Origin of the sequence: Roseomonas haemaphysalidis, from assembly GCF_017355405.1 — a bacterium.
In the GTDB taxonomy this organism is placed as follows: Bacteria; Pseudomonadota; Alphaproteobacteria; order Acetobacterales; family Acetobacteraceae; genus Pseudoroseomonas; species Pseudoroseomonas haemaphysalidis.
The window spans coordinates 341,281-354,095 of sequence record NZ_CP061177.1 but is presented as its reverse complement, the minus strand read 5'-3'; the positions used below and the strand labels follow the sequence as shown (position 1 = coordinate 354,095).

The window sequence follows — 12,815 nt, the reverse complement described above, 5'->3', positions numbered from 1 at the left end:
GCGTGGCTGGCTTCGTCCTGCGACGGCTGGCAACGCTGCTGCCGCTGTTGCTCATCGTCTCCTTCGGCTTCTTCGCCATGCTGCGGCTGGGGCGCGGCGACGCGGTGCTGGACTACTTGCGCCTGGCGCAGATCCCGCCCACCGATGCCGCGCTGGCGGTGGCGCGGCAGCAGCTCGGGCTGGACCAGCCTTTGCTGGTGCAGTTCTTCCATTGGCTGGCCGCGGCGCTGCGCGGCGACCTCGGGGTGTCCTGGTTCACCGGGCGTCCGGTGGCGGAGGAGATCGCGCACTACCTGCCCGCCACCCTGCAACTGGCGGGCACGGCCATGCTGGTCACCATCCTGGCGGGCGTGCCGCTGGGCATCTGGGCGGCGCTGCACCGGGACCGCTGGCCGGACCATCTGACGCGGGTCATCAGCTTTCTCGGCGTGTCGGTGCCGAACTTTTGGCTGGGCTTCCTGCTGGTGCTCTTCTTCGCCGTCACGCTGGGCTGGCTGCCCGCCGTCGGGCGGGACGGGCCCGCCAGCATCATCCTGCCCGCCCTGGCCACCGCCGCCATGTCCGCCAGCGTCATGCTGCGGCTCGTGCGCGCTTCCGTGCTCGGCGTGCTGGGGGAGGCGCATCTGCGCTTCGCCCGCGCCCGCGGCCTGCCCGCGCGCACGCTGCTGGGGCGTCACATCGTGCTGAACGCCATGGTGCCGCCGTTGACCGCCATCGGCCTGCACCTGGGCGAGCTGATGGGCGGCGCCATGGTGGTGGAGACGGTGTTCGGCTGGCCCGGCCTCGGCCGCTGGGCGCTGCTGGCCATCGGCAACCGGGACTATCCGGTGCTGCAGGGCTTCATCGTGGTGATGACCGCGGTCTTTGTGCTGTGCAACCTGCTGGTTGACCTGCTCTACGCCTGGCTTGATCCGCGCATCCGCCTGGAGCGCGCGGCGTGAGGCGCATCGCCGTTCCCCTGGCCGTCGGGCTGGTCGCCACCATGCTCGCCGCCGCCATCCTCGCGCCCTGGCTCGCGCCCCATGATCCGGCGCTGACCGATCTGTCCCGGCGCCTGCTGCCGCCTTCCGCCGGCCACTGGCTGGGAACCGACCATCTGGGGCGCGACCTGCTGTCACGCCTGCTTTGGGGCGCGCGGGCGTCCTTCGCGGCCGTGGCGGCCATTCTGGCGCTGGTGCTGACGCTGGGCTGCGCGGTGGGCATGGTGGCGGGGCTGCTGGGCGGTGCCGTGGATGCCCTGCTGATGCGTGTCTGCGACGCCTTCATGACCGTGCCGACGCTGGTGCTGGCGTTGTTCATGATCGGCGCGCTGGGCACCGGGCTGACCAACGTGGTGGTGGCCATCGCGCTGTCCCACTGGGCCTGGTACGCCCGGCTGGTGCGCGGCGTGACGCTGACGCTCCGCGGGCGGGACTACGTGGCGGCGGCGCAGGTGGCCGGGCTGTCGCGGCTGGCCATCATGCGGCGCCACCTGCTGCCCGCGCTGGCCGGGCCGCTGGCGGTGCTGGCCAGCCTCGATCTCGGGCACTGGATGCTGCATGTGGCGGGGCTGTCCTTTCTCGGCCTGGGGCTGGCGCCACCCGCCGCCGAATGGGGCATCATGATCAACGATGCGCGGCCCTTTTTCCGCACCGCGCCGATGCTGGTGGTGCTGCCGGGCGCCGCCATCCTGCTGACCGTGGTGGGCTTCAACCTGCTGGGCGACGCGGTGCGCGACCGGCTGGACCCCGCCATGCCGGACCACGTGCATTGAGTGCGCGCCGCCTGTCCGTCGGCGGCCTGCACCTGGCGGCGGGCGGCCACGCGCTGGTGCGCGGGGTGTCCCTCACGCTGCGGCGCGGCCGGGTGCTGGGGCTGGTCGGCACCAGCGGCAGTGGCAAGAGCCTGACGACGCTGGCGCTGCTGGACCTGCTGCCCCCTGGCGTGCGGCAGGTGGCCGGGATGGTGGCGCTGGACGATGCCCCCGCCGACCGCGTGGCGCTGCGCGGCAGGACCGTCGGGCTGGTGCAGCAGGCACCGCGTGGCGGCTTCAACCCGCTGGTCACCATCGGGCGGCACTTCACCGAAACCCTGGCCTGCGACGGCATCCGGGACGCCGCCGCGCGCGACGCGATGCTGGAGCTGTTGCGGGAAGTCGGGTTCGGCGACCCCGCCTCGGTCGTCGGCCTGTATCCGACGCAGCTCAGCGGCGGCATGCTGCAGCGGATCATGATCGCGCTCGCCCTGGCCCGCGACCCCGACTTCCTGCTGGCGGACGAGCCGACCACCGACCTCGACCTCGTGGTGCAGGCACAGTTGCTGGACCTCCTGGAACGGCTGGTCGTGCGGCGCGGGCTGGGCGTGCTGCTGGTCACGCATGATTTCTCCGTCATCGCCCGGCTGGCGGATCAGGTGGTGGTGATGGACGCCGGGCAGGTCGTCGAGCAGCGGCCGGTGCGCCGCCTTTTCGAGGACCCGGCGCATCCGCGCACCCAGGCGCTGATGGCGGCCCATCTGGCGCTCTACGCATGAGCCTGCTGGAACTCCGCGCGGTGTCCCATGGCTACCGTCAGGGCGGGCTGTTCGCCCCCCGCACGGCGAAGTCGGTGCTGCGCGACGCCTCGCTGCAGATCGCGCCCGGCGAATGCGTCGCGCTGCTGGGCCCGACCGGCTCGGGCAAGAGCACGCTGGGCCGCCTGGCCCTGGGCCTGGAGCGGCCCTGGGCCGGTGACGTGCGCTTCGACGGCGCACCGCTGCACGACCGGCGTGGCCGGATCGCACCCGTCACCCGGCGCGCCATCCAGGCGGTGTTCCAGGACCCGCACGGTGCCACCAGCCCGCGCCTGACCTGCCTTGAGGTGCTCGCCGAGCCCTTGCGCGCCGGAAGCACAGGCAAGGCGGCGTTACGGGACCAGGCGACAGCTCTGCTGCGGGACGTGGGGCTCGACCCCGCGCTCCTGGACCGTCTCGCCCACCGCCTCAGCGGGGGGCAGTTGCAGCGCCTGTGCATCGCCCGCGCCCTGGCGCCCGCACCGCGGCTGGTGTTGCTGGATGAGGCGGTGAACAGCCTGGACCTGGAAACCCAGGCCCTGGTGCTCGGCCTTTTGCGGGAGCTACGCCGTCGCAGGGGCATCGCCTACCTGTTCGTCACCCACGACCTGCGGCTGGTCAAAGGCTTCGCGGATCGCTGCTACGTCATGCAGGACGGCCAGCCGATCGAGGTCGCGGACCCGTTCGGACCGGGGCTGGTGCCGCCCGCCATGGCAGCCCTGCGGGCGGCGATCCTGCCTGCCCTCCCAGGTCCCAGGCCATTGCGGCAGCCCGCGGCCGCGAACGCTGTCCTCCCCTAGACGCCGGGTATTATCGGAAAGCGATCGCCTGCGTTGGCGGCAAGGAGGCCGATCGCCCCGGTTCTCTATGCTTTCGCAAGCACAGGAGGCTGAACGGGAAGGGGGACGCAGCCCCCTTTCAAGCGATCACAATGCTTCAGTCGACAGTCGCTCCGGATTGTTTCACGACCTCGGCCCAGCGAAGCAGGTCCTGCTGGTGCAACCGGCGGAACGCTTCCGGGCTCGGGTCGGCCGCTGGCGCGATCCCCTGGGTCGTGACCAACCAATCCTGGAACGAAGGCTGGCCGATGATGCGGCTGACCTCCTGGCTGACGCGGGCCTGGATGGAGGCCGATAGGCCGGGCGGTGCGAGGGGGCCGTACCAAGTGCTGCTGGAGAAGCCTGGCAGCGCGCAGGCTTCAGCCACGGTCGGCACGTCGGGCAGCGCGGGCAGGCGCTGGGCCGTGCTCACGGCAAGGGCTTTGACCTGGCCTTGCTGCGCGGCTGCGATGCTCGGCCCGCTTTGATTGAAGAAGAATGTCACGTCGCCGGCTAACAGGGCCGTCATGGCGGGACCCTGACCACGGTAGGGCACATGGACCGTGTCGATCCTGGCTGCGCTGGTGAACTGCACGGCGGTGAGGTGGGTCGAAGCGCCGTTGCCCGTGGAACTGTAGTTGATCTGCCCCGGCTGCGCGCGTGCAGCGGCTATCAGGTCCTGGCATGTGTTGATGTTGGGCGAACGCCTCGGGTCGATCAGCAACACGTTCGGCACGTCGCCGAGCAAGGCGATGTGCGTGACATCGCGAAAAGCGTCGAAGCTCAGGTTCTTGTAGAGCGCGGCATTGATCGCATGGGTGCCTGCCGTTGCCAGCAGGAATGTGTATCCGTCGGGCCGCGCCTTGGCCGTTGCGTCGGATGCAATGTTGCCGCCCGCACCGGTGCGGCTATCCACCACAACGGGAACACCCAGCGCCTGGCCCAAGGGTTCGGCGAGCTTGCGGGCATAGATGTCGGTTCCCGCGCCGCTGGGGAAGCCGTTCAGGATGGTGATGGGCCGTGATGGCCAGGCAGCCTCCTGCGCCTGTCCCTGCGCGAAAGGCATGGTGAGAGCCAGCAGCATGGCGATGGAACGAAGCATCCGAACTGATCCTTTCTCGGACAAGCGGAAGCCGGTGATCTCTGGCGAGGATGATTTTTTATGGTTACGGCGCAGTTTCGGCGTGGAGGCGCTGTCTTCTCCCCCACGCCGGAAGGTCAGGGGGCGTCGAACACGCGGGGGCGCAGCCCGGCATGGAAGTAGTTGACCATGGAATAAATGTCATAGACCGGCAGGCCGACCTCCCGCCGCAATGCCGCGGCGTATGGTGGCATGTTGGTGCATTCCAGCACGATCGCGCCAACGTCCGGGTGCCGCGTCACCAGGTCACGCCCGGCCTCCAGGATGTCCTGCTCCGCCAGATCGACATCCATGTCGTCCTTCTCGGCCTTGATCAGCACGCGAAAGAACTCACGGCCGTTTTCCGTGCCCGCGACAGGGATGTCGAGCGACACGCCGGCGGCTTCGAGGTGACGGGGCGTCAGGGTCGAGCCGGACACGGTCACGATGCCGACCCGCTTGCCCGGCGGCAGCATGGCCTGCACCCAGGGCACCTGCATCAGGCTGCTGGTCGCCACCGGCACGCCGACATGCGCGGCCAGCTCCTTCTGGAACAGCGAAAGGAACCCGCAATTGGTGGTGATGGCCTCGGCCCCCAGGCGTACCAGGTCCGCCGCAGCGTCCAGAAAGTCCTGCATCAGGCCATCGGCGCCGTTCAGCACCACCTTCTCCGGACTGGCGCCGCGCACCACGCGGTACATCACGGGAAAAGGCCAGGTGGTGCCATTGCCCATATCGCCCGGGATGCGCGGAAAGCGCGCTTCGAGCATCAGGATGCCCAGCGGCACGCCATAGACGGCCTTGCCGCCTTTGGCGACGCCGCGGCGCTGCGGCAGCACGGGGGGAAGGGATGTGGTCATGGTGAGCCTCAGCGGACCGGCGGCGCGTATTGCAAGCCGCCTTCGGTGTAGAGGGTATTGCGGCCGCGCGGCAGGCCCATGGGGGCCACGTTGCGGTCCCAGATCTCGGCGTAGTTGCCGACCTGGCGGAGGATGTTGGCAGCCCAGCCGACGGGCGCGCCCATTGGCGTGCCAAAGTCGCCGCTGACGCCCAGCAGGCGTTGCACGTCGGGGCGCGGGTCGTTCATGTGCTGGCCGATGTTTTCCCTGGTGATGCCGAATTCCTCGCCCAGGTGCATGGCATTCTGCGTCCAGCGGACCAGGTCAAAGAACTTGTCGTCGCCCTTGCGCACCACGGGGCCCAGCGGCTCCTTGCTGATCAGCTCCGGCAGGACGATGAAATCATCGGCCCGGGAGCCCAGCCCGGCCCGAAAGGCCGCGAGGGTGCTGGTGCCCACGGTGAATGCATCGCACCGCCCGCCGGTCATGGCGTTGCGGATCTCCTCGACGCTCTCGATCACCACCGGATTCAGCTTCATGTTGCTGGCGCGGAAGAAGTCCGCGAGGTTCTTCTCGGTCGTGGTGCCGGGCTGCACGCAGACGCTGGCACCATCGAGTTCCCGGATTGATGTCACGCCCAGCTTCTTTGCAACCATGAAGCCCTGCCCGTCATAGAACAGGACGCCGGTGAAGAGCAGGCCGAGGGAAGCTTCCCGGGGCTGTGTCCACGTGGTGTTGGAGGACAGGATGTCGATTTCACCTGTCTGCAGGGCCGTCAGCCGGTTCGCGTAAGTGGTGGCGACGAAGCGGACCTTGTTGGCATCGCCCAGCAGGGCAGCGGCGACGCCACGACAGAAATCCGTGTAAAGGCCGCGGTATTCGCCGCGCTCGTTCAACACCGCGAAGCCGGGCAGGTCCGCCGAGGTGCCGCAGACCAGCGCACCGCGGGCCTTGATGGCATCGATGGTGGCGGAGCCGGATCCCTGCGCCTGCGCTGGCGGGGCGAGAGCTGCCAGCGCCAGTCCGGCGCAGCCAGCAAGAAGAGAAAGAAGTGTCTTCGTCATGATCGCCTTCACCTGAAAGATTGAGGGCCGTGTACGTGACACCCCGCCGCTGTGATGCGGTCTCAGGGTCAATCCGGTGCCACCTCAGCTCATCGGAAGCGAGCCGCGGAAAAGGGGGCGAGTGGGATCTCCGGTGGCTGACCGGACAGAAGCTGCGCGACGAGGCGCCCGGTGCGGGCACCGGCCACCAGCCCGACATGGCCGTGGCCGAAGGCATGCACGACATGCGGGCTGCGGCGGGACGGACCCAGGCAGGGCAGCCCGTCCGGCGTGCTGGGCCGATGGCCCATCCAGAGCTTCACCCGCTCCTCCGGGAAGGGCCGCGGCAGGCCCGGAAAGGAGCGCAGCAGATGATCGCGCAGGATCTCGGCGCGCCGCCAATCCGGCGGGGCATCGGTCGCGGCGATCTCCACCTGCCCGGCGGTGCGCAGCCCGTCCTGCATGCTGTTGACCACCATCTTGGCGGCGCCCAGGCTGACGGAGTGGCGCGGGCCGACCGAGGCGCCCTGCAGCATGACGTGGTAACCGCGTTCCGTTTGCAGCGGCACCCGGTCACCCGCCTGGGCCGCCAGCGGTGCGGAGCGGATGCCGCAGCAGATCACCGCCGCGTCACAGTCCAGCATGCTGCCATCGGCCAGGGCCACGCCGCGCAGGCTTTCCCCCTCCAGCCGCAGGCCGCTGGCGGCGACGGGGCGCAGGGCTGCGCCGCCCCGCTGGGCATGCGCGACGAGTGCGGCAATGTAGCGGCCGGGCGCCAGGCAACGCCCCGCCTCCTCCGTCAGCACCGCGAAGGTATAGGCGGGGTCGAGGTCCGGCTCCATGTCCCGCAGCGCCGCACCCTCGACCTCGGTCCAGGAGATGCCGAGCTGGCGACGGATGCGCCAGCCCATGGCCTCTCCCTCGAAGCCGGCGCGCGCGTGCCAAGCGTTCATCAAGCCCTTGTGCTCGATCAGCCCGGGTACCCCCGCCTCGCGCGCCAAGGCGCCGTGCAGGACCGGCGAATCTTTCAGAAGCGGCCGCAATGCCGCGGCGATCCCCCGCACGCGCTCCTCCGTCCAGCCTGCCGCCAGGTATCGCAGCAGCCACGGCGCGGAGCGCGGCAGGTGTGGCCAGCGGATCGCCAAGGGTCCCAGAGGATCGGCGATGAAGCCCGGCACCTGCTTCCACAATCCCGGCCCGCTCGGCGGCAGCACGGAATGAGACGACAGCCACCCCGCATTGCCATAGCTGGCGGCCTGTTCGCCGCCGGGCATGCCCGGCTCCAGGATCGTGACCCGGTGCCCTGCCCGCAGCAGCTCGATGGCGCTGGCGGCACCCTCGATGCCCGCGCCGATGACGGCGACATGGCGGTTCACAGCGGCTGTCCTTCCGGCATGTCGCGGCCGACCGAGCGGGCGCGTGGGTCCAGAAAGCAATGCAGGATGGCGGGCCTGCCGGAGGCCAGCGCACGCTCGAACGCCGGCGCGAACTCCGCCGTGTCCCACACCGTTTCCCCATGCCCGCCGAAGGCATTCGCGTAGGCCGCGAAGTCCGGGTTCCTGAGGCGGGTGGCGGAGATGCGACCGGGATAATCGCGCTCCTGGTGCATGCGGATGGTGCCGTACATGCCATTGTCGATCACGATGATGAGCACCGGGATGTCGTGCTGCACGGCGGTCGCGAATTCCTGGCCCGTCATCAGGAAGTCGCCGTCGCCGGCGATGGCGAGTGCCACGGCGCCGGGCGCATGCCGTTTGGCCATGATCGCCGCGGGCACCCCGTAGCCCATGGAGCCCGAGGTCGGCGCCAGTTGTGTGCCGAGCTGGGAAAACCGCCAGTGCCGGTGCATCCACCCCGCGAAATTGCCGGCTCCGTTGCACAGAATGGTGTCGCCGGGCAGGCGATCGTTCAGCCAGCGGATGATCTCGCCGTATTGAAAGCGGCCGGGCAGGCTGCGGGGCGTGCCGGACCACTCCAGGTAGGCAGCGTGCCGGGCCTCGATGTCCGCCGACCAGGCCGGTGCAGCGTTGGGCGAGAGCATGGCCAGGGCGGGGGCGAAACGTCGTGGCGAGGACTGGATGGCAAGTGCCGGCGCATAAACGCGGCCCAGCTCCTCGGCGCCGGGGTGGAGGTGGATCAGCTTCTGTTTTGGAACGGGGATGTCCAGCAGGCTGTAGGACCCCGAGGGCATCTCCGACATGCGGCCGCCAAGCAGCAGAAGCAGGTCGGCCTCGCGCACCATCGTGGCAAGGCCGGGAGAGGGGCCTATGCCCAGGTCACCGACATAGCAGCGGTGGTCCCACCGGAACCGGTCTGTCCGGCGAAAGGAGGTGCAGACGGGCAGCGACCAGTTGTCGGCGAAGGTGGCCATGGCATCCACGGCCGCCGCATCCCAGCCCGAGCCGCCGAGGATCACCAATGGCTTGCGGGCCTCGCTCAAAAGCCCGGCCAGCGCCTGCAGATCGGCCTCGGCGGGAGCGGCGAGGGCGGGCTGCACGCGCGGGGCATCGGCGACGCTGGCCATCTCGGTTAGCATGTCCTCGGGCAATGCGATCACCACCGGGCCGGGGCGGCCCTGCATGGCCACGTGAAAGGCGCGGGACACGATCTCCGGCACGCGGTCGGCACTGTCGATCTCGGTGGCCCACTTCGCCATGGTGCCGAAGACGGCGCGATAATCCAGTTCCTGGAAGGCTTCGCGCTCGCGCATGTCGCGTGCCACCTGGCCCACGAACAGGATCATCGGCGTCGAATCCTGCATCGCGATATGCACGCCGCAGGAGGCATTGGTGGCACCCGGGCCGCGCGTCACCATGCAGATGCCGGGGCGGCCGGTCAGCTTGCCCTCGGCCTCGGCCATGATGGCGGCGCCGCCCTCCGCGCGGCAGGTGATCACATCGATGCTGGCATCGTGCAGCGCGTCCAGGACCGCGAGGTAGCTTTCGCCCGGCACGCAGGTGACGCGGCCCACGCCCTGGGCCACGAGCTGGTCGACCAGGATCTGGCCGCCGGTGCGGGGGGCGTTCACCGCAACACCTCGACCGCGCGGGCGATGCGCGTCATGGCGGTGCGAAGTTCGGCTTCCGCCGTCGCATAGGAAACGCGGAAATACGGCGCCAGGCCGAAGATGGAGCCGGGAACGACGGCCACGTCATGATCCTCCAGCAGGTAACGGCAGAAATCAGCATCGGTGGACAGCACGGTGCCGGCGGGCGTGGTGCGGCCGATCACGCCGGCGCAGCCCGCGAAGGCATAGAAGGCGCCTTCCGGCCGGCGGCAGGTGATGCCGGGAATGGCGTTCAGCGCTTCCACCACCAGGTCCCGGCGGTGCAGAAACGATGCCCGGCGATCGGCCCGCAGATTTTGAGGACCATTGAACGCCTCGACGGCGGCGGCCTGGGAGATGGAGCAAGGATTGGAGGTGCTCTGGCTTTGCACGATGGCCATGGCGCGGATCAGGGCTTCAGGCCCGGCACCGTAGCCGATGCGCCAGCCCGTCATCGCGTAACTCTTCGAAACCCCGTTCACGATCAGCGCCCGCTCCCGGAGCGCCGGCTCCAGCGCCACAGGCGAGGCGGCGGCAAAGTTGCCGTAGCAGAGGTGCTCGTAGATCTCGTCCGTCATCAGCCAGACCTGCGGGTGGCGCAGAAGGACGTCGAGGATGGGCCGGTAATCGCCGGGCGAATAGGCCGCGCCGGTGGGATTGGACGGAGAGTTCAGCATCAGCCAGCGCGTGCGCGGGGTGATGGTGCGCTCCAGCACCGCTGCTTCCAGGCGGAAGCCGTTTTCCTCCTGCCCGGCGGCCGGCACGGGCACTCCGCCCGCGATGGTCACCATGTCGGCATAGGAGGTCCAGTAGGGCGCTGCGATGACGACTTCGTCGCCCTCATCCAGCGTCGCCATCAGGGCATTGTGGATCACCTGCTTGGCACCGGTGCCAATCGTGATCTCCGCCGGCGCGTAGTCCAGGCCGTTTTCCCGGCGGAGCTTGGCACATACCGCCGCCTTCAGCTCCGCCGTGCCATCCAGCACCGTGTACTTGGTGGCACCCGCCCGGATGGCGGCGATGGCGGCGTCCTTGACGTTGTCGGGCGTGTCGAAGTCTGGCTCGCCGGCGCCGAGCACGATGACCGGCCGCCCCTTCCGGCGAAGCTGGGCCGCCCGCGCACCGATGGCCAGGATCTCCGATACCCCGATCCCCGCGATGCGGCGCGCGGGGCGGAGGCTGGGGAGGGCGGCGGTGTTCATCGCCGTCTGCTCAGCGCGCGGCCACGACCATGATCTCGACCCGGATATCCGGCCGGGCCAAGGTCACCGCGCCGCAGCAGCGGGCGGGGGTCTCGCCCGGCACCACCCAGGCGTCGTAGATCGTATTCATGGCGGCGAAATCGGCCATGTCGGCCAACCAGATGGTGACGTTCAGCAGCCTCGACTTGTCGCTCCCGGCCGCAGCCAGCATCTCGTCGATCTTGGCCAGCACCTGGCGGGTCTGCCCGGCGATGTCGGCTGTGCAGTCATCGGCGGTATGGCCGGCGAGGTAGACCGTGTCGCCATGCACCACTGCGCGCGAGCGGCGGGCATTCTGGTCCAGGCGGGTGATGGTGGTCATGATCCATGATCCTTGCGCAGACGGTCAGACGATCTGGTTGCGGAGCTGCGCCTCGCCACGCTGCAGGCGGCCGAGGTTCTCCAGCAGAATGTCGATGACATTGTCCTCGTAGCGCTGGGTTTCGCCGGCGCTGTGGGGGGTGATGAACACGTTGGGCAGGTCCCAAAGCGGCGAGGCCTGCGGCAGCGGCTCCTGCACCGTCACGTCCAGCGCCGCGCCGGCGATGCGGCCTTCCCGCAGCGCGGCCACAAGGGCGTTCTCGTCCACCACCTTGCCACGGGCGACATTCACCAGCCGCGCGGTGGGCTTCATCGCCGCCAATGCGGCAGCGTCGATCAGGCCGGTGGTCTCGGGCGTGAGCGGGCAGGTAAGGGCCACGATATCGGCCTGCGGCAGCCAGTCCCGCAGGCTTCCGATGGCATGCACCTCGTCGGCGCCTTCCGCCCCGGCGGCGGGGTCCCGGCGCAGGCCGATGACCCGCATGTCAAAAGCCTTCGCCAGCCGGGCCAGCCGCCCGCCGATACGTCCCAGCCCGACGACGAGCAGCGTCTTGCCGCCCAGTTCATCCTCGCGCTGCGCGATCTCGCCGATCATCGGCCGCCAGTGGTGCTTGGCCTGATTGTCGCGTGCCTGCGGCAGCAGGCGGGCGGCGGCCAGGATCAGCGCCATGGCGTGCTCGGACACCGCATTGGCGTTGACGCCCTGCGCGCTGGCGAGGCGCACGCCCTTCGCGCGGAAGGCGTCCTGCCCATACTGATCGACGCCGGCGCTGATGGACTGGACGAAGCGCAGCTTCGGGGCCCGCTCCAGCAGCGCGTTGTCCCACAGGCCCGAAACCACCACCACGTCGGCGGTGCCGATCCGCGCCGCCAGATCCTCGCGCGACGTCACCTGGGCGCACGGCACGCCGGTCCCGCGCGCCTCGAAGCGCTGCTGCATCTGATAGGCGGGATGGGCAAACAGGATCGTCAGGTCTTTGGATGCCGGAAACACGGATCTTGATCTCCAGAAGTTTGGGGCGGGCGGCAGCTAGGCGGCGTCTCCGAGCACATGCGCCGCCAGCGCATTGCCGGTGTAGATCTCGCCATAGCTGATACGGATGACGTCAGTGATCTGATCGAGGCGGCGACTGATGTGCTGTCGCATCAGCGCCCCCGCCGCCGTGGCATCGCGTGACCTCAGGTGGCGCAGAATGGTCAGGTGCTCGTCCTGCGTGCCGGCACGGCGATCCTGCATGTCGATCCAACGGACGAACCGGATGCGTTCATTGGTGGCGCGTATGGCGCGCGTAAATTCATCGTTTCCCGACAGAATGGCGAGGCGCTCATGAAACTGCTCATCGAGATGGAGCAGGCGCAGGGCGCGCGCATCTTCATCCGGCTCATCGCGGCTTTGCCGAGCAAATGCCTCCAGCCCGCCGAGCGCATCATCGGTGGCGCGTTCGCAGGCCAGGTAAAGGCTGCCCACCTCGAGGGTTGCCCTGAACTCGTAGAGCGCAAGGATTTCAGCCGGATTGAGGGGCCGCACATGGTAGCCCTTGTTCAGCGTCGGAACCAGGAAGCCCTCGGACGAGAGCCTGTTCAGGGCTTCTCGCAGCGGTGTCCGGCTGACACCCAGTTGCCGCGCCAGCTCGACCTCGTTGACCCGCCCGCCGGGGGAAAGGCGGTAGGTGCAGGCCATCGCCTTGACCCGTTCATAGATTCGATCCGCAGAGCGGGCCGGCTGTGCCTCATCCATAACTCTTGGATACCACTCCTACGGCATAAGTGAATACACTTTTGCATATCAGATTCGGATGCGTTGGCCGCTTAGAATCTAAGCCGGCTGCCACGCTTGTTGCTAATAATTTCGATTGTC

At 69.1% G+C, this 12,815-nt stretch carries 13 protein-coding genes; 4 read left to right on the top strand and 9 right to left on the bottom strand.

Annotated features, from left to right (window positions below; translation table 11 throughout):
• Nucleotides 1–2: 2 nt before the first annotated feature.
• From nikB to IAI59_RS01610, 4 genes are read left to right on the top strand one after another with little or no spacing between them, the layout of a single operon-like run.
• The gene (gene nikB / locus IAI59_RS01625; protein ID WP_207419425.1) at nucleotides 3–941 is read left to right on the top strand and encodes a nickel ABC transporter permease subunit NikB; all 939 of its coding nucleotides are present in this window, start codon (nucleotides 3–5) and stop codon (nucleotides 939–941) included.
• A complete protein-coding gene (gene nikC / locus IAI59_RS01620; protein WP_207419424.1) occupies nucleotides 938–1,753 on the top strand; it encodes a nickel ABC transporter permease subunit NikC in 816 nt (271 codons plus the stop codon). The genes nikB and nikC overlap by 4 nt, the downstream gene beginning before the upstream one ends.
• Entirely contained in the window at nucleotides 1,750–2,511 is a 762-nt protein-coding gene (locus IAI59_RS01615) for an ATP-binding cassette domain-containing protein (protein ID WP_207419423.1), read from the top strand. The genes nikC and IAI59_RS01615 overlap by 4 nt, the downstream gene beginning before the upstream one ends.
• The gene (locus IAI59_RS01610; RefSeq protein WP_207419422.1) at nucleotides 2,508–3,329 is read left to right on the top strand and encodes an ABC transporter ATP-binding protein; all 822 of its coding nucleotides are present in this window, start codon (nucleotides 2,508–2,510) and stop codon (nucleotides 3,327–3,329) included. Before IAI59_RS01615 ends, IAI59_RS01610 begins: the two co-directional genes overlap by 4 nt.
• A gap of 136 nt (nucleotides 3,330–3,465) precedes the next feature.
• Here the strand turns inward: IAI59_RS01610 and IAI59_RS01605 are convergent, their stop codons facing one another.
• The 9 genes from IAI59_RS01605 to IAI59_RS01565 all read right to left on the bottom strand — a co-directional run bounded on the left by IAI59_RS01605 (nucleotide 3,466) and on the right by IAI59_RS01565 (nucleotide 12,695).
• A complete protein-coding gene (locus IAI59_RS01605; RefSeq protein WP_207419421.1) occupies nucleotides 3,466–4,449 on the bottom strand; it encodes a Bug family tripartite tricarboxylate transporter substrate binding protein in 984 nt (327 codons plus the stop codon).
• Nucleotides 4,450–4,565: 116 nt separating this feature from the next.
• Nucleotides 4,566–5,327: an aspartate/glutamate racemase family protein gene (locus IAI59_RS01600; RefSeq protein ID WP_207419420.1), complete on the bottom strand. Its 762-nt coding sequence runs from the start codon at nucleotides 5,325–5,327 to the stop codon at nucleotides 4,566–4,568.
• A gap of 8 nt (nucleotides 5,328–5,335) precedes the next feature.
• The gene (locus IAI59_RS01595; RefSeq protein WP_336512611.1) at nucleotides 5,336–6,382 is read right to left on the bottom strand and encodes an amino acid ABC transporter substrate-binding protein; all 1,047 of its coding nucleotides are present in this window, start codon (nucleotides 6,380–6,382) and stop codon (nucleotides 5,336–5,338) included.
• 77 nt (nucleotides 6,383–6,459) lie between these two features.
• Nucleotides 6,460–7,725 (bottom strand): NAD(P)/FAD-dependent oxidoreductase, encoded by a 1,266-nt coding sequence (locus tag IAI59_RS01590; protein WP_207419418.1) that lies wholly within the window; start codon nucleotides 7,723–7,725, stop codon nucleotides 6,460–6,462.
• Nucleotides 7,722–9,377: a thiamine pyrophosphate-binding protein gene (locus IAI59_RS01585; protein WP_207419417.1), complete on the bottom strand. Its 1,656-nt coding sequence runs from the start codon at nucleotides 9,375–9,377 to the stop codon at nucleotides 7,722–7,724. The genes IAI59_RS01590 and IAI59_RS01585 overlap by 4 nt, the downstream gene beginning before the upstream one ends.
• Nucleotides 9,374–10,597: a pyridoxal phosphate-dependent aminotransferase gene (locus IAI59_RS01580; RefSeq protein ID WP_207419416.1), complete on the bottom strand. Its 1,224-nt coding sequence runs from the start codon at nucleotides 10,595–10,597 to the stop codon at nucleotides 9,374–9,376. The genes IAI59_RS01585 and IAI59_RS01580 overlap by 4 nt, the downstream gene beginning before the upstream one ends.
• Nucleotides 10,598–10,607: 10 nt before the next feature.
• Complete coding sequence (locus IAI59_RS01575) at nucleotides 10,608–10,958, bottom strand: RidA family protein (RefSeq protein ID WP_207419415.1); 351 nt, start codon at nucleotides 10,956–10,958, stop codon at nucleotides 10,608–10,610.
• 24 nt (nucleotides 10,959–10,982) lie between these two features.
• Nucleotides 10,983–11,951, bottom strand: coding sequence for a D-2-hydroxyacid dehydrogenase (locus IAI59_RS01570; protein WP_237181174.1), 969 nt, complete (start codon nucleotides 11,949–11,951; stop codon nucleotides 10,983–10,985).
• A 36-nt stretch (nucleotides 11,952–11,987) separates the two neighbouring features.
• Nucleotides 11,988–12,695, bottom strand: coding sequence for a GntR family transcriptional regulator (locus IAI59_RS01565; protein WP_207419414.1), 708 nt, complete (start codon nucleotides 12,693–12,695; stop codon nucleotides 11,988–11,990).
• Between the last annotated feature and the right edge of the window lie 120 nt (nucleotides 12,696–12,815).

Coding starts and splice junctions, on each gene's coding strand:
- IAI59_RS01610 (WP_207419422.1), top strand. CDS start 2,508: ATGAGCCTGCTGGAACTCCGCGCGGTGTCCCATGGCTACCGTCAGGGC.
- IAI59_RS01605 (WP_207419421.1), bottom strand. CDS start 4,449: ATGCTTCGTTCCATCGCCATGCTGCTGGCTCTCACCATGCCTTTCGCG.
- IAI59_RS01600 (WP_207419420.1), bottom strand. CDS start 5,327: ATGACCACATCCCTTCCCCCCGTGCTGCCGCAGCGCCGCGGCGTCGCC.
- IAI59_RS01580 (WP_207419416.1), bottom strand. CDS start 10,597: ATGAACACCGCCGCCCTCCCCAGCCTCCGCCCCGCGCGCCGCATCGCG.
- IAI59_RS01575 (WP_207419415.1), bottom strand. CDS start 10,958: ATGACCACCATCACCCGCCTGGACCAGAATGCCCGCCGCTCGCGCGCA.
- IAI59_RS01565 (WP_207419414.1), bottom strand. CDS start 12,695: ATGGATGAGGCACAGCCGGCCCGCTCTGCGGATCGAATCTATGAACGG.